We start from the raw sequence: 16149 nt of genomic DNA, 5'->3' as shown, positions 1-16149 counted from the left end.
GAAACTAAGCATGCTATTTAATGATATTGATGAAAACGCACTTAAATCGGTGCGTTTTTTGTTTTTGAAGAAATATTGAGGGTTGAGGATAGTATTATACCTTTCCCGATTTAGTTTTTTCATTTGAGATAGCGTAATTTGCATTTTTCAAATCTAATGTAAATAGCCATTGACCAGATTCTTTGATACAAAAATTGAGTTTCTCAAAGGAGTGGGGCCACAGAAGGCTGCATTGATCAATAAGGAACTGAATATATTCACTTATGGTGAGCTATTGCAACACTATCCGTTTCGGTATGAAGATCGAACGCATTTTTTCAAAATCAAAGACTTGCATGAAGACCTAGAGCATGTCCAAATCATTGCGAAAATCCAAAGTGTCGAAACGATTGGTGATGGTCGAAGAAAACGATTAGTTGCGCATGTTTTTGATGATACAGGAGAGATGGAGCTCACTTGGTTCAAAGGCATTCAATGGGTTCAAAAAAGGCTGGTTGCAGGAGCTTTGTTTGTGTTTTTTGGGAAACCTGCCAAATATGGACGCAAATTCAGTATGGCTCACCCAGAGATGGATGTACTCACTCAGGCTCAAGAAGAGCGGAGTTCTTTCCAACCAGTATATTCTACTACAGAGAAGCTACGTGCTAAGTTTCTAGATTCCAAGGGTATCTCTCGAATCATGGAAGGCTTAGTTTCTGCAGCATTTCCTCACATCCAAGAGACGCTACCCGCACCTGTTTTACAGCGCTTCAATTTAATTCCCAAGCGTGAAGCCATGAAGCAGATTCATTTTCCTGACAATCCTGATATCCTCAATAGGGCTAGGTATAGACTGAAGTTTGAGGAGTTCTTTTTTGTCCAATTGCGGCTTCTCATGCTAAAATTGACAAGGATAGAGAAATCTAAGGGGCAAATTCTAAATCAGACCGAATTGTTGGTCAAGTTTTACAATGATTATATTCCCTTTGAGCTTACTGAAGCACAAAAGCGTGTAATAAGAGAATCATTTGCAGACATGAAGTCGGGTAAGCAGATGAACAGGCTGATTCAAGGGGATGTAGGTAGTGGCAAGACCATGGTAGCGTTTATTTGTATTTTGATTGCGATAAGTTCTGGTGCTCAATCATGCTTGATGGCTCCTACAGAAATATTAGCGAATCAGCACTATGAAGGCCTGAAAGAATATGCTGACATGATGGGTTTGAACATTGCCTTGCTTACTGGCTCTACCAAAAAGTCTGCAAGAAAGGTAATCCACGAGATGCTACGCTCGGGAGATTTGCACATCATCATTGGGACACATGCCTTGCTAGAAGATATTGTTCAGTTCAAGAATTTAGGCTTGGCCATCGTGGATGAGCAGCACAGATTTGGTGTAGCACAGCGAGCTAAATTATGGGCAAAGAATGAGCAATACTTGCCACATGTACTGGTAATGACAGCCACCCCTATCCCAAGGACTTTGGCAATGACACTTTATGGCGATTTGGATATCTCTGTTATAGACGAGCTGCCTGCGGGACGGAAGCCCATTCAGACGGTTCACCGGTATGACAAAGATAGGTTGAAGGTTTTTGGTTTTATAAGAAAGCAAATCCTAGAAGGAAGGCAGGTATATATTGTGTATCCCCTGATCCAAGAGTCAGAGACTTTAGATTTGAAAAACCTTATGGATGGCTATGAGAGTATTTGCAGGGCATTTCCTGAGTATCCGATCAGCATAGTCCATGGAGATATGAAAGCCGCAGACAAGGACTATGAAATGCAGCGCTTCGTCAAAGGCGAAACCAAAATCATGGTGGCGACCACCGTAATAGAAGTAGGCGTAAATGTCCCAAATGCGTCTGTGATGGTGATCGAGAATGCGGAGCGATTTGGACTTTCTCAGTTGCATCAGCTAAGAGGTAGGGTAGGAAGAGGTGCAGAGCAGTCTTATTGTATTTTGATGAGTAAATACGAGCTCTCCAAAGATAGTAGGGTGCGTCTAGATACCATGGTAAGGACCAACAATGGTTTTGAGATAGCAGATGTGGATTTGAAATTACGAGGACCTGGGGATTTGATGGGGACGCAGCAGAGTGGGGTTGCAGACTTGTTGATTGCAGACCTGAGTAAGGATGCCCAGATATTGACGATGGCAAGAGATGCCGCTCAAGATCTCATACAATCAGATCCTAATCTAAGTCTACCAGAAAATGAGCTTGTATTGAGACAAATCAAAGCCCATAAGCAACACGAGATGAATTGGAGTAGGATTTCATAAGGTTGGCTTACATTACTTTTTCAGTGCTTTGGTTTTTTTTATTTATAAAAAGCTTGAAGTAATGATCTGTTTTCAGAGATACAGTATGTATGATGCCCCTCCTTTATACTTCGTAATATATGGATTCTACTAAGGTTGAGTTTGAAAATCTTATGAGCGCAATAAGTGGTCTCTTGCGGTGAATAAAGCGTGTATTCATAGCGTTTCGTGCAAGGTTTTTTCTTGTCTTGACCGTGCATTAGTTCAAGCAGAAGATACTTTAAACGCTGTTCTTAATAAAGCAAATTATTGGAATTTTTTGAATACCAAATCACTCAATGAACGCCAAAAACTAATGATGAACAAACTTCTAGATGGTTTTGAAGGAAAACTTAACACCTCCAAGTGGGCCAAAATTACCAAAGTATCAGTAGACACAGCCTTGCGAGATATAATAAAAAAACCCCGTATTTCTACGAGGTTATGTACCAGGAGCGGGAATCGAATCTACCTGGCGGTAGACAGGCCCGCACGGCCGTGAAGCCACAAGATCACAATAAGCTGTACAAAAATCGTTTTCCAGATGTAGATTTGAGATATTTTTCATATTGTCTTGCTTCGATTCTAGTTTCGAATTGTTTAACATAAATCAAATCAAAAGGGGAGTATGGTTTGGTTGTTTTTTCATATCCAGAATTATGTCTATGAATTCTTTCATCAAGATCTGAAGTTAGTCCTACATAGATATATTTTCTAGTAGAACTTGATATGGCGTATACAAAAAACATAATATAATGTAATAAAAAAACCCCGTATTTCTACGAGGTTCTGTACCAGGAGCGGGAATCGAACCCGCACGGCCGTGAAGCCACAAGATTTTAAGTCTTGCGTGTCTACCAATTCCACCATCCCGGCTTCACTAAGTAAAACTTGACTTAGCTACTTGTAAACAACAAAGCCCTTGTACAAGGGCTTCTTGAGCGAGAGACGAGATTCGAACTCGCGACCCCGACCTTGGCAAGGTCGTGCTCTACCAGCTGAGCTACTCTCGCATGATGTTGTATTGACTTTGACCTGCTGTCTCCGTCTTTTGTGTGTGCAAAGGTATATCAGTTTTCTTTATTTGCAAAAGGTATAAAGAAAAAATTACACATTTTTTTTCAAAAATATGCTCTCTTATTGATTTTCAGCACATTATTTCATCCTCGTATTGAGTAAAATTTTTACCATTTCTGCTGTTGTCTTTGCATTCAGTTTTTTTAAAATGTTTTTTCTATGAGTATTTACTGTATTGATGGCAATATTGAGTTCATCAGCAATTTCTTGAGAGTTTTTACCTTCCAGTATCATGTTAGAAATCTGTCTTTCTTTTTTCGTAAGCCTAAAGTTCAATGCTCTGGGTTCATACTTGGTGGCATGTACTTTTTCTCCACTCTTAGTCGTATAGGAGTAGCTCCAGTCAAAGCTATTGATCTGGGGTGGGGTAGTAAGAAGTAAAAGAACATGAAGATCAAAAACCACATTTTTGTTTCTGTCTATGAGATAGGGTCTCACTTTGCAGGTAAACCACTTTATCTCTTTGGTGGTCTTGTGAACCCATCTTACGGTATAGGTGAACTCAAAACTATCCATCTCTTCCCTGCTTAATATTTGGAGCAGATCGAATACAATTTTTTGAAATTTGGCCAATTCTGGGACATCATCAGGGTGAAGCATCATCAAGACGGCTTCCATTCCTTTTTTCTTAAAAAAAGAGCTTGGATAACCCATGATGTCCTCCACATTATCCGTGAAAAATGCTAGACTTAAATCTCTATAATCAATACACCCAATGATGATGCCTTCCTTCATGCCGATCTGCTGACTCAGTATCTCTAAGTCTTTCAGTAACTTATCTTCATCAATGTCAGTGTCTGTGAACTCCCTTTCTTTCCACTCAATAAAAAAGTCAGAGAATTTCCCCTGGCTTCGTAGTTTGTCACGTAAAAAACTATCCATATATCTAATTTATCCAAGAAATATCTAATACAAACTAAACCTAAATTAACCGAAATACAATTAATTTTCAAGTTTTTTCTTGATTTCGTTTAGTTTGATAAGTGCCTCTACTGGAGAAATGGTGTTGATATCTATAGCGTCTAGCATTTCTTGAGCAGCTTTGAATTTTGGATCAATCTCAAATAGGCTCAGTTGATAGTTGTTTTTTGGTAATTCTTTTATCTTTTCCTTTTGTTCATGTAAAGATTTGTCTTTTTCCAAATGACTCATGATCTCTGATGCTCTGAGGACAATAGGGTTAGGCATACCTGCCATTTGGGCGACATGTATACCAAAACTATGCTCACTTCCACCTTCTTTGAGCTTTCTCATAAATATCACCTTGTTGCCAACTTCTTTGACAGACACATTGAAGTTTTTAATTTTTGGAAAATCCTCGGCTAACTGATTCAGTTCATGGTAGTGAGTTGCAAAGAGTGTTTTGGCTCTTGATTTTGGGTGATTGTGCAAAAACTCCACAATAGACCACGCTATCGAGATACCATCATAGGTGGAGGTCCCTCGTCCAATTTCATCCATCAATACCAAGCTTCGATCTGATAGGTTATTTAGGATACTGGCTGTCTCAGTCATTTCTACCATGAAGGTAGACTCTCCTTTTGAGAGGTTGTCGGAAGCTCCTACTCTTGTGAACACTTTATCGATCAGCCCTATCCTCGCATATGATGCAGGCACGAAGCTACCCATCTGTGCCATTAGCACTATTAATGCTGTTTGTCTCAAGAGAGCAGACTTACCAGCCATGTTTGGTCCTGTGATGATGATGATCTGCTGTGACTCATTGTCCAGGTAGATGTCGTTTGGCACATAAGCCTCACCTACCGGAAGTTGTTTTTCGATAACTGGATGTCTTCCATCTTTGATTTCTAGGGCATCTGTATCAGAGATTTTCGGCCTTGCATATTTATTCGTTTTCGCCACATTGGCGAATGAAAGTAAGCTATCTATAGTTGCGAGAATCCTTGCATTTTGCTGAATCTGACTCACATATTCTGATGCATCCTGTACCAATGCCAAAAAGTAGCGCTGCTCTATAGCAATCATCCTTTCCTCAGCATTTAGAATCTTTTCTTCGTATTCTTTAAGTTCTGGAGTAATGTATCGCTCGGCATTGACCAAAGTTTGCTTCCTGATCCAATCTTGAGGGACCTTGTCTTTGTGGGAATTTGTCACTTCAAGGTAGTAGCCAAAGACTTTATTGAAAGCGATTTTTAGTGAACTAATTCCTGTGCGTTGTGTCTCACGCTGCTGAAGTTGTACGAGGTAGTCTTTCCCGGTATTCGCTAATCCTCTATATTCGTCGAGTTCTGCATCTACACCATCTTTGATGATATTACCTTGATGCGTGAGCATTGGGGCATCTTCTTGAAGTTCCTTTTCTATTTTTTGGAGTAGAAATTCGCAGGAATTGATTTGATCAGCAATTTTCTTCAATGAATCATTGTCTACATTTTTCAATGAATCCTTAATCGGCAAAGTATTTTTAAGTGCTTTTTTAAGCTGATTCATTTCCCTAGGGTTGATTCTACCTACAGCTACTTTGGAGATGAGCCGCTCTAGGTCTCCTATTTGTTTCAGATGAGTCAGCAATTCTTCTGAAAGCTCATTTGCCTCAAAGAAATATTCTACAATCTTAAGCCGCTCTTCAATAGGCTCTTTTTCTTTTAGTGGGAGAACCAGCCACTTTTTCATCATTCTCGACCCCATCGGCGTTACCGTTTGGTCTAGTATGCTGATCAGCGGAATTCCACCCTCTTGCTGGGGATAGACCAGCTCTAGGTTTCTGATAGTGAACTTATCAAGCCATACATATTTTTCCTCTGCTATTCTTGAAATTTGGGAAATATGCTTGACATCTTTGTGTTCTGTCTCTTCTAGATAATAAAGAATGGCGCCAGCTGCCACTATCCCAAATTCAAGATTTTCTATCCCAAAACCTTTTAGATTTTTGGTCTGAAAATGTGAAGTAAGTTTTTCATAGGTGTAATCATACTGATACACCCAGTCTTCACAATGAAAAGTAGCAAAGTTATCTTTGAGTATTTCTGATGCTTTAGCTTTTGAAGCTTTTGAATAAATAACTTCTGATGGGCTGAAGCTTTGAAGTAGTTTTTCGATATATGCTTGTGAACCCTCTGCACACATGAATTCACCTGTGGAAAGGTCAAGGAAAGCTACCCCAGAAGTGTCTTTTCCAAAGTAAATAGAGGCGAGGTAGTTGTTTCTTCTTTTGTCAAGTACATTGTCGTTGAAAGAAAGACCAGGTGTGACAAGTTCAGTGACACCTCTTTTTACTATTCCTTTGACTTCTTTGGGATCTTCGAGCTGATCACAAATAGCCACGCGATTTCCAGCTCTTACCAGCTTGGGAAGGTAGCTGTCAAGTGAATGGTGAGGAAATCCAGCAAGTTCTATATGAGAGGCTGCACCATTGGCACGCTTGGTGAGTACAATATCCAATACCCGACTTGCAGTGACAGCATCTTCTCCAAAAGTTTCATAAAAATCACCAACTCTAAAAAGTAACAATGCTCCAGGATGCTTTGCTTTGATGGCATTGTATTGCTTCATCAATGGAGTTTCTTTTGCCTCTTTTGCCTTCGTCTTGGCCATATTCTGCCTATATTAAATCTTTGTGCTAATTTTGATCTCTTGAAAGCTTGAAATTATAACATTAAGAAAGCTAAACAAAGCCCAATGAAAAAATTAAGCATGGAAGAGCTCAACAGGCTCTCGGTAGATGAATTTAAGGAAGTCAAAAAAAGTCCCTTGGTGATTGTATTGGATAATATACGGAGCTTGAATAATGTAGGCTCTGCTTTTAGAACAGCTGATGCCTTTTTGATAGAGAAGCTTTACCTCTGTGGAATCACTGGAAGGCCACCTCATCGGGACATTGAAAAGACAGCATTGGGTGCTACTGCGTCAGTGGATTGGCAATATTTTCCTACGACAAGCGAAGCCTTGGAGGTTTTGAAATCAGAAGGTTATGAAATCTGTAGTTTTGAACAAGTGGATAAAAGCGTCAAACTCCATGAGTTTCGAGCTTTACCAAGTAAAAAATATGCCTTAGTGTTTGGGAATGAAGTGTTCGGTGTAGAAGAAGAAGTGATTGCATCCTCTGACCATATAATCGAGATACCACAACTGGGTACCAAACACTCCCTGAATGTATCTGTAACCTTGGGGATTGGAGTTTGGGATTTTATGAGCAAAATGGAACTGTTGTAGACTAAAATTTTCTCTTTGATTACAAGATGGAGAAAATTGTCTTTTTTATGTGGGAAATTATTTAGTTCATAGATTGATATTAGGTGCTTTAGTGATATATTTCACCAGTTAAATATATGCTTATGAAGTTTTCCTATTTGCTAGTTCTGTTATTGCATTTTAGTATAATCACCAATGCCCAAAATGAGTTTGACTGGGATGCTTCTCGAGCACTTAGCCTGCAAGATTTTCAATCTAAGAGATCAAGTGTCGAAGGGGATAAAGTCTTTATTCATCCGACTATTAACCTGGGCTTTGACATCAAAATGAGCAATTATGAATTCATGTTTACAAAGAATTTTAATGATAAGGTGACATGTAAATTTAATCCAAAATCCTCTATTCTAATCTCTGAAAATGAACAGCAAGCAAAGGCTTTGATTAAGTTTACGCAATACCAATTTGACTTACATGAGCTACATGCCCGAAAACTTAGAAAGCGTATGCTTGAGGGAAAGGGTGTTTTTTCAGATATTTCATTTATCCAGCCATTGTTTCAAAAAACCCAGGAAGAATTGGCAGAAGAAATTGGTGAAGTGACAGAACAGACTAATATTGGACTCAATGAGGAATTGCTGTTGTCTTATCATCTAAAAGTATTGGACGAAATCGAGACATTAAAGGATTTTTGCAAAACTTGTAAACCGCCGAAGGCTAGTAAAAAGGGTAAATAATTATGAACCCAGAACCATTTCCGATGCTAGCAGATGAAGCCTTACGTGTATTTTATAGAAGTCCCTACCCATGGAAAGCTAGTACCAATGATGGGGAGCCTGTTCGCACAGGGATGACTTTACCAATTAAATTTAAGTTAGGGAGATAAGCTATTCAAACATTTTAAATACTGAATGTTTCATCACCTTAAGTGACCATTATTACCAATGTATGTTTGCGATTACGCAACAAAGCCTCAGCTTTGTGTTAAGCCATGACACAGACATCACCCATAGCAATCAAAAACAAACTCGAATCAAAAGAGCTTTTTAAAATCTCCAGGTTTAAACCTTTGATCAAAAATTATGATTAAAAAACTCTCTAAAACTGACAATTCAAAAACTACAATAATCATCAGGCTCATGGTAGGTGCTGTGTTTCTATCAGAAGGAATTCAAAAGTTTCTTTTTCCAGCCATTAGAGGAGCAGGAAGGTTTGAAAAAATTGGCTTACCTAATCCAGAATTTTTGGGAAGCTTCGTTGGTGGATTTGAAATCGTATCTGGTATTTTGATTTTACTGGGTTTATGGACGAGATTAGCCGCTATTCCCACATTAATCATCATGATAGTAGCTGTAGCCACAACGAAGTCCGAGGTCTTGCAAAACGAAGGTTTTTGGTCGATGATGCATGGCAGTCGGACAGACTGGAGCATGTTGTTGGGAGGTATTTACCTGATTATCCGTGGGGGAGGAAAGTGGTCGATGGATAGGGTTTTAAAGGTCTAAAGAAAAACCTTCGGGGTCTGATAAAAGCCCCCAAAGGTTAAAAAAAGCAACATGGAAATACTCATCATTTCTATCACTGCATTCTTGGTAGCCATCCTGACTTTCTTTTCAGGATTTGGGTTGGGTACTATACTGACTCCAGTTTTTATGGTTTTCTTTCCAGTAGGCCTAGCTATTGCCTTGACTGGGGTGGTTCATTTTTTCAACAATATATTCAAACTAATTCTGGTAGGTAATAATGCAGAAAAAGCAGTCTTGATCCAATTTGGAATCCCTGCGGTGGTTGCGGCCTTTGTAGGTTCATGGACGCTGTTGAATATCACTGAATTGGAACCGTTATTCATTTATGAAATGTTTGACCGAACTTTTATAGTCGAGCCTGTGAAATTCGTCATCTCCATATTACTGATCATTTTTGCATTGATGGACTTGATCCCCTATTTTCAAAACCTACAATTCGGAAAAGAAAAACTCCCCATAGGTGGTGCATTGAGTGGATTTTTCGGAGGACTATCTGGAAATCAGGGTGCTCTGCGCTCTGCTTTTCTGATTAAAGCCGGTCTGTCCAAAGAAGCTTTTATCGGAACTGCTGTGGTAGTATCGACTTTCGTGGATTTTACCCGGTTGAGCGTGTATGCGACAAGATTTGTAAGCTCGGATTTAAGTGATAATCTTGCATTGGTCATTATCGCAACACTTTCTGGGATTGCAGGGGCATATTTGGGCAATAAGCTTTTGAAAAAAGTGACCCTCAAGTTTCTTCAAGTGACAGTAGCCCTCATGTTGATTTTGATCTCTGTTGCTTTGGGAGCAGGGTGGATTTAAATATAGATTTTTATAACCTTGAAGTTCCCAACACGAACTAAATTGATCTGACTCTATGATAATGACCGTCGAGAGTGTGCTTATAGCTTTCTTATTTACTACATTTTTTCGATGCTTTTTTATAAACATTTAATAAACTTATAGATATGATAGAAAAAATCTATCAATTTTAATTTGGATTTAATCTAAATAATATGACATTTGTGATGTTATTTAAAATTGATCTAAATAAATGAAAGCGAAGTTAATTATTGTACTCTTGTTTTTGGTAGCATGTTCTTCACCAAAAGAACAGCAAGCTTCCTCGGAGCTAAGGATCATCACCGCAGGTGGAACAATTTCAGAAATTGTGACAGCTTTAGGTTTTGAGGATCTGATCATTGCTACAGATATTACTTCCACTTTTCCTGCTTCATTACAAAAATTACCCTCAATAGGCTATCGAAATCAGATCAAATCAGAAGGCATCCTGTCACTGAATCCTGAAGTGATTTTGATCGAGAAGGATTATTTATTACCTGAAGTGATAGCGCAATTGCAAAGCACAGGGATCGAAGTAAGGATATTCGAGAAGCCACAGACTACTTCTGGGACGATCAGTCTTATCGCTGAGCTCGCTGATTTTCTCCAGGTAAAAGAAAAAGGTTTAGCATTGATAGATAAAGTGAAAGCGGATTTGAAAACGCTGGATGAGTACAAGTCAGAAATATTGCCAGCCGAAAGACCTAGTATGCTCTTTTTAATGGCTAGAGGTGAGGATATGGTTTTTGTTGCAGGGGAAGAGACCTTTGCCACGAACTTGATAAGTTTATCAGGATTGTCAAATCCCACATTAGGTTTCAAAGATTTCATTCCTCTGACCCCAGAGGCTTTGGTCAAGTATAATCCTGATTATGTATTGATGTTTGATTCTGGTATAGCTTCTCTAGGTGGAAAAGATGGACTTTCAAAAATCAAGGGCTTAGATCAAACCACAGCATTCCAAAAAGATCAGATATTGACTTATGATGGTCTCTTGCTTTCAGGTTTTGGCCCTAGAGTGGGTGAGGTAGCATTAGAAATCGCAAAAGAAGTATATAGCAAATGAGTGTGATTCATGCCGATATCTTTTTGACAAAAAGAAAGGTGCAACACCTTGTTTTATCTGGCTTGAGCTTGATCCTGATTGCTCTTTTCCTTTTGTCCCTATCCATTGGAGCCTTTCATATTTCCATGAGTGAAGTATTGGGGATAATAGCCGGGAAATTAGGTTTTGGTACTTATGAAGGATCAGGTGCAGCCTCTCAAGTGCTGTTAGGTATCAGGATGCCCCGAGTTCTCATGGGAATTATCATCGGAGGAGGCTTGGGTTTAGCAGGCGCAGCTTTGCAGGGACTATTTAGAAATCCTCTTGTTGAGCCGGGATTGATAGGTGTCAGCACTGGAGGAGCTTTTTTTGCAGTAGTATTTATTGTATTTGGAGCAAAAGTTTTGAGCATGACACCTTTACTTTCACTCATTGGACTTCCGCTATTTGCATTTTGTGGTGGGCTGATGGTGACTTTGATAGTATATCGTATTGCAAGCCATACAGGAAAGACTGATGTGTCAGTATTGATCCTTGCTGGAGTTGCGATCAATGCGCTTATGGGTGCTCTGATCGGTTTGGTGCTGTTTTATGCTGATGACGCAGCATTGAGGAATTTCACCTTTTGGAGTTTAGGAGATCTTGGTGGTAGTAGTTGGGTGAAATTGCTAACAGCTGCCGTTTTGATGATTCCTGCCTCTGTGATGGTGATTAGACTTTATCCGCAGCTCAATGCCATGGCTTTGGGAGAAAGAGAAGCGTTTCACATGGGTGTGAATATTCAATATGTAAAATATGTCCTATTCTTATCTGCGGCGATGATTGTCGGTACGGCAGTTTCACTTAGTGGCACGATTGGATTTGTAGGATTGGTGGTCCCTCATTTGATTCGATTGGGATTTGGTGCGGATCATCGCTTGGTACTATCAGGATCATTTTTGCTAGGAGCGATACTTTTGTCAGCTGCGGATTTGCTGGCTAGAAATATAGTCAGACCAGCAGAACTCCCTATCGGGATTATTACAGCCTTACTTGGAGCTCCATTCTTCATCTATCTTATTGTCAATCTCAAAAAAATCAAGCTCTGACATGTTGCAAGGAAGAAACATTCATTTCTGTATCAGCGAAAGACCAATCATTGGTGAGGTCAATATTGTAGTAGCTCCTGGAGAGCTGACAGCGATCATTGGACCAAACGGTGCTGGTAAGTCTACGCTATTTAAGTTATTATCTGGTGACTTGACCTGTAATCGTGGCGAAATTTCATACAACGGAAAGCATATAGCTGGTTTCAAAAGTAATCAACTGGCAAAAGTCCGTGCAGTGATGCCGCAACACAGCGAAGTGTCTTTCCCATTTTCTTCATGGGAAATCGTCGCCTTAGGAATGATCAATGATCCTGCAGCCATTTCAGATCGAGATATCCAAGCTGTAATGGAAAAACTCCAAGTATGGCACCTGAGAGCTCAAGCTTACAATATGCTATCAGGAGGAGAGAAGCAACGTGTACAGCTTGCAAGGGTACTGGTACAAGTTTGGAAGAAACAGGCCTTTCCTCGATTTATTCTACTGGATGAGCCTGTTTCCAGTATGGACGTGGCTTTACAGCACTTGGTATTAGATTTTATGAATGAGTTGAAGCAAAGAAATATAGGCATTTTGATGGTTTTGCATGACTTGAGTCTGGTAGCCAATTATGCCGATCAAGTGATCATGATGAAGCAGGGCGAGGTGATGGCCAATGGCCATGTATCCGAAGTCTTCACAAATCAAAACTTGGAAAGCCTCTATGGCTATCCAATACATGTAGAGAAACACCACCAAGGCTTAGGACTGCTAGTCCATAGTCTTCCTATTCACCATATCAATCAAAGAATCAATAAAGCACTTTAATACAATGGAAACTACACTATCAAGTCGAGAAATAGCATTGAAAGATGCGTGGGGAAAACTGAAGTCTGAGCAACCAAATCTTAGGATTCGAGATGCTGCTGTACAGCTTGCAGTATCTGAGGCTGAACTTTTGGCTACTCAAGTTGGTGAGTCTGTTACCAGATTGAAAGATGACTGGACATCACTATTGGTAGAGCTAAAGAAACTAGGCAAAGTAATGGCACTTACCAGAAATGATGGCTGTGTACTTGAGCACAAAGGAAATTTTCAAAAAATCAGCATTGAAGGTAGTCCAGCACATCAAATGGCCACCGTAATAGGTCCAATAGAACAAAGGGTATTCTTCTCTGCCTGGAAGTTTGGTTTTGCGGTCGTGAATGATACCCCTAGAGGAGTGATGCGTAGCATTCAGTTTTTTGACAAATCTGGTACAGCGATCATGAAAATTTATGTGCAGGATGATTCAAAAGTTGAAGTTTTCAATGAACTAGTTGAGGCATATAAATCAGCTGATCAGGATGCTAATTTGGAAATAGAGCAGTTCGCAAAGCCAAGCTATGCGGAAAAGATAGACTTGGAAGCATTTACTAAAGACTGGGAAGAGATGAAGGATACGCATGATTTCTTTGGAATGCTAAGAAAATACAAAGTTCACCGAATGGATGCTGTGAAGTGGATTGATGACAAGTGGGCTTATGAAGTAGACCGATTAGCAGCAAGACGAATTTTGGAAACAGCTTCATCAGCTCAATTACCAATCATGATTTTTGCTGGAAATAAGGGGAATATCCAAATTCATCAAGGAAAAGTGAGGACTATCAAGCAAATGGGGAACTGGTTGAATGTCCTAGATCCGCAATTCAACATGCATCTTGATGAAAATCAGATAGCACATGCTTTTGTGGTTCACAAAAATACCGAAGATGGTGTCGTATCTTCTCTGGAACTTTTTGATAAAGAAGGTGAAATGATTGCTCAGTTCTTTGGCCTGCGTAAGCCTGGTTTGCCCCAGCTTTCCGATTGGAAAGCCTTAATAGATAGTCTTTGATTGCATAGCAGGTAGGGAATTTAACCCTACCTGAAAAAAATTTAAACCTATGTTTAGAATTGATCTTAATAAATATTCGGTATTCCTCACTTGCATTTGTTTTTGCTTGACTTTTAGTAATGCAATGGCAGGTGTCAAAGGGCAGGTGAGAGATGAAAAAGGGCAAGCTATACCATACGCAGCCATTCAATGGGGTGATGGTAAAGGTGTATTGGCAGATGAAAATGGCCACTTCGAGCTTCCAGATCATTTGAATCAATCTAAGATTAAGGTCACCGCTATAGGTTACGAGGCTAAAGTGATCACCTTAAGCAATCATGTAGACTTGACAGTCAAACTGACACCACTGGTTCACCATCTTGATGAAGTAGTTGTGACAGGTAACATTGACCCACAGAGTGCTCGGCAATCGGTGTATCAAGTCAGAACAATCTCTAAGGAAATCATTCAAAATAGGGCGGCTAGCAATCTTCAAGAAGTGCTCAACACAGAGCTGGGGATCAGGTTCAGTCAAGACAATGCGCTCGGAAGCAGTAACCTAGAAATGCTGGGGCTTTCTGGCCAGAATGTCAAAATTCTGATAGATGGTGTACCTATGGTCGGAAGACAAGGAGTGAACAATGAGATCAATATCAATCAGATAGATATCAATCAAATCGAGCGCATAGAGATCGTAGAAGGGCCCATGTCTGTGGTTTATGGTGCAGATGCACTAGCAGGTGTAATCAATATCATCACAAAGCGTCCAGGAGATTCCAAGCTATTGCTAAACGCTCGCGTTCAAGAGGAGACTGTAGGTCAGAGCTATCAGCCACTAACCGGGAGTGGAAACCATATTCGAAGTGTACAAGGTCAATACCGAATAGACCAAAACTTCAGTGTTTCGGCAGGATGGACACAAAATGATTTTGGTGGATGGAAAGGTGATTTTGAAGGTAGACAGTACTCTTGGTTACCCAAAACCCAAAACTTAGGAATGGCTCAACTCAATTTTGGAAGTGAGGGCATAGATCTGTCTTACGGAATTGATTATTTGAATGAATCCATAAGCAGCTTTGGACCAGAAAATAGAGTTGAGACCGTGGATAGTGAGTTTGTCACAAGAAGAATCATGCACAGGTTGACCGGTAGCTATGCTTTGAATCAGAAATTAAAGGCAGCGGTTCAAGCAGGGTATACAGACTATCAAAGAAACACTATTACAACTTATACCAATGTGCGTACTGGGGAGACGGGACTTTCCAATGCTCCAGGTAGTCAAGCAGTGTTAAATTACAATGGACTCAATGTGAGGCTGACTTCAATATGGGATATGCACAAGCGCTTGGCGTGGACAGTGGGTGTAGATTTCAATCAAGAAGTAGGCTCAGGAGAGCGGATATCTTCCAATGAAGGGATTAATGATTTGGCATTTTTCATAAGTGGAGAATGGAAACCTACAGATTCTTTTAGTCTTAGGCCTGGTGTAAGAAGGACGTACAATTCCGCTTATGAGGCGCCACCACTGATACCCTCAATCAATGGTCGATGGGATTTAAGTGAGTCACTTGCTTTGAAGTTTGGGTATGCAAGAGGCTTTAGAGCTCCTTCTATTAGAGAGTTGTACTTTGATTTTTTTGATGCTAGCCATGCGATTGTTGGCAATCCTGACTTGCAAGCAGAGACATCTCATAGCTACCAAGCCTCGCTTTCATGGCTGAACAGCATGGGTAGAAATATCAAACTTGAGTCCACTATCAATTCATTCTATAATGATATCGACAATCAGATTACTTATGGTATTTCACCTGATGATCCTAGGCTGACATCTTTGTTCAACTTGGAAAATTTCCGAACTGGAGGTGCCATGTTCAGAAACAAGTTGATCCTGAATAAACATAGCATGGACTTCGGCATATCAAGGATTGGAAGGTATAATCAGATTAGTAGTGAGCATCCAGACTTAGCCTCCTTGCTTTGGACTACTGAGCTCAATGCAAACATAGGTGTTTACCTTCCCTTTGTTGATAGCCATTTGAATCTGTTCTATAAATGGACTGGTGCATTACCAGCTTTTGTAGCTGATTCCAACGCCGCTGATGGATTTCGTCCAGTCCAGTTAGATGGATTTCATTGGATGGACCTGACGATGAAAAAGACCTTGTTTGGAAACATGGACTTGACTTTTGGAGCGAGGAATCTTCTTGATGTCAGAAATGTCCAAAGTAGTCTTGGAGATGGAAGTGCACATTCGGGGGGAGCAAGTAGGCCCATAGGCTATGGCCGATCATATTTCATAGGAATTAATTACCAACTATTTAAATAA

General features: G+C 40.0%; 14 protein-coding genes and 2 tRNA genes. 11 read left to right on the top strand and 5 right to left on the bottom strand.

Features of this window, described 5'->3' with window-relative positions; translation table 11 throughout:
* The first annotated feature begins 169 nt into the window (after positions 1-169).
* On the top strand, positions 170-2263 hold the full coding sequence (gene recG, locus MM214_RS06500; RefSeq protein ID WP_241293441.1) for an ATP-dependent DNA helicase RecG: 2094 nt from the start codon (positions 170-172) through the stop codon (positions 2261-2263).
* 530 nt (positions 2264-2793) lie between these two features.
* Here the strand turns inward: recG and MM214_RS06495 are convergent.
* The 5 genes from MM214_RS06495 to mutS form a co-directional block, all read right to left on the bottom strand.
* Positions 2794-3030, bottom strand: a complete 237-nt coding sequence (locus MM214_RS06495) for a GIY-YIG nuclease family protein (RefSeq protein WP_241293439.1) — start codon at positions 3028-3030, stop codon at positions 2794-2796.
* A gap of 43 nt (positions 3031-3073) precedes the next feature.
* Positions 3074-3157 (bottom strand) — tRNA-Leu (locus MM214_RS06490).
* Positions 3158-3221: 64 nt separating this feature from the next.
* Positions 3222-3294: transfer RNA gene (locus MM214_RS06485), tRNA-Gly, on the bottom strand.
* A gap of 142 nt (positions 3295-3436) precedes the next feature.
* Positions 3437-4240: a LuxR C-terminal-related transcriptional regulator gene (locus tag MM214_RS06480; RefSeq protein WP_241293436.1), complete on the bottom strand. Its 804-nt coding sequence runs from the start codon at positions 4238-4240 to the stop codon at positions 3437-3439.
* 60 nt (positions 4241-4300) lie between these two features.
* A complete protein-coding gene (gene mutS / locus MM214_RS06475) occupies positions 4301-6913 on the bottom strand; it encodes a DNA mismatch repair protein MutS (protein WP_241293433.1) in 2613 nt (870 codons plus the stop codon).
* A gap of 84 nt (positions 6914-6997) precedes the next feature.
* On the opposite strand from mutS, the gene MM214_RS06470 reads away from it, so the two are divergent.
* The 10 genes from MM214_RS06470 (at position 6998) to MM214_RS06425 (ending at position 16149) form a co-directional block, all read left to right on the top strand.
* Positions 6998-7531 (top strand): RNA methyltransferase, encoded by a 534-nt coding sequence (locus MM214_RS06470; protein ID WP_241293430.1) that lies wholly within the window; start codon positions 6998-7000, stop codon positions 7529-7531.
* A gap of 122 nt (positions 7532-7653) precedes the next feature.
* Complete coding sequence (locus MM214_RS06465) at positions 7654-8244, top strand: hypothetical protein (RefSeq protein ID WP_241293428.1); 591 nt, start codon at positions 7654-7656, stop codon at positions 8242-8244.
* Positions 8245-8246: 2 nt separating this feature from the next.
* On the top strand, positions 8247-8393 hold the full coding sequence (locus MM214_RS06460; RefSeq protein ID WP_241293426.1) for an energy transducer TonB: 147 nt from the start codon (positions 8247-8249) through the stop codon (positions 8391-8393).
* Positions 8394-8589: 196 nt separating this feature from the next.
* Positions 8590-9012, top strand: coding sequence for a DoxX family protein (locus MM214_RS06455; RefSeq protein ID WP_241293423.1), 423 nt, complete (start codon positions 8590-8592; stop codon positions 9010-9012).
* A 51-nt stretch (positions 9013-9063) separates the two neighbouring features.
* On the top strand, positions 9064-9837 hold the full coding sequence (locus MM214_RS06450) for a sulfite exporter TauE/SafE family protein (protein WP_241293420.1): 774 nt from the start codon (positions 9064-9066) through the stop codon (positions 9835-9837).
* 232 nt (positions 9838-10069) lie between these two features.
* Positions 10070-10924 carry a heme/hemin ABC transporter substrate-binding protein gene (locus MM214_RS06445; protein ID WP_241293417.1) on the top strand — a complete coding sequence of 285 codons (855 nt, stop codon included), beginning with the start codon at positions 10070-10072 and terminating at the stop codon, positions 10922-10924.
* Entirely contained in the window at positions 10921-11991 is a 1071-nt protein-coding gene (locus MM214_RS06440; protein WP_241293414.1) for a FecCD family ABC transporter permease, read from the top strand. The genes MM214_RS06445 and MM214_RS06440 overlap by 4 nt, the downstream gene beginning before the upstream one ends.
* 1 nt (position 11992) lies before the next feature.
* Positions 11993-12796 carry a heme ABC transporter ATP-binding protein gene (locus MM214_RS06435; protein WP_241293411.1) on the top strand — a complete coding sequence of 268 codons (804 nt, stop codon included), beginning with the start codon at positions 11993-11995 and terminating at the stop codon, positions 12794-12796.
* A 4-nt stretch (positions 12797-12800) separates the two neighbouring features.
* A complete protein-coding gene (locus MM214_RS06430; protein WP_241293408.1) occupies positions 12801-13844 on the top strand; it encodes a hemin-degrading factor in 1044 nt (347 codons plus the stop codon).
* Between the two features lie 49 nt (positions 13845-13893).
* Positions 13894-16149, top strand: coding sequence for a TonB-dependent receptor (locus MM214_RS06425; protein WP_241293405.1), 2256 nt, complete (start codon positions 13894-13896; stop codon positions 16147-16149).

Origin of the sequence: Belliella kenyensis (assembly GCF_022549675.1) — a bacterium.
Classification (GTDB): domain Bacteria; phylum Bacteroidota; class Bacteroidia; order Cytophagales; family Cyclobacteriaceae; genus Belliella; species Belliella kenyensis.
Note: the sequence above shows the minus strand (reverse complement) of the source record. Positions and strands in the feature narration are given on the sequence as shown.

What these genes read in the sequence shown, in the direction of transcription:
- MM214_RS06440 (WP_241293414.1), top strand. Translation starts at nt 10,921, where the DNA reads ATGAGTGTGATTCATGCCGATATCTTTTTGACAAAAAGAAAGGTGCAA.
- MM214_RS06425 (WP_241293405.1), top strand. Translation starts at nt 13,894, where the DNA reads ATGTTTAGAATTGATCTTAATAAATATTCGGTATTCCTCACTTGCATT.
- MM214_RS06455 (WP_241293423.1), top strand. Translation starts at nt 8,590, where the DNA reads ATGATTAAAAAACTCTCTAAAACTGACAATTCAAAAACTACAATAATC.
- MM214_RS06445 (WP_241293417.1), top strand. Translation starts at nt 10,070, where the DNA reads ATGAAAGCGAAGTTAATTATTGTACTCTTGTTTTTGGTAGCATGTTCT.
- MM214_RS06465 (WP_241293428.1), top strand. Translation starts at nt 7,654, where the DNA reads ATGAAGTTTTCCTATTTGCTAGTTCTGTTATTGCATTTTAGTATAATC.
- mutS (WP_241293433.1), bottom strand. Translation starts at nt 6,913, where the DNA reads ATGGCCAAGACGAAGGCAAAAGAGGCAAAAGAAACTCCATTGATGAAG.
- MM214_RS06430 (WP_241293408.1), top strand. Translation starts at nt 12,801, where the DNA reads ATGGAAACTACACTATCAAGTCGAGAAATAGCATTGAAAGATGCGTGG.
- MM214_RS06495 (WP_241293439.1), bottom strand. Translation starts at nt 3,030, where the DNA reads ATGTTTTTTGTATACGCCATATCAAGTTCTACTAGAAAATATATCTAT.
- MM214_RS06450 (WP_241293420.1), top strand. Translation starts at nt 9,064, where the DNA reads ATGGAAATACTCATCATTTCTATCACTGCATTCTTGGTAGCCATCCTG.
- MM214_RS06480 (WP_241293436.1), bottom strand. Translation starts at nt 4,240, where the DNA reads ATGGATAGTTTTTTACGTGACAAACTACGAAGCCAGGGGAAATTCTCT.
- MM214_RS06470 (WP_241293430.1), top strand. Translation starts at nt 6,998, where the DNA reads ATGAAAAAATTAAGCATGGAAGAGCTCAACAGGCTCTCGGTAGATGAA.
- MM214_RS06435 (WP_241293411.1), top strand. Translation starts at nt 11,993, where the DNA reads ATGTTGCAAGGAAGAAACATTCATTTCTGTATCAGCGAAAGACCAATC.
- MM214_RS06460 (WP_241293426.1), top strand. Translation starts at nt 8,247, where the DNA reads ATGAACCCAGAACCATTTCCGATGCTAGCAGATGAAGCCTTACGTGTA.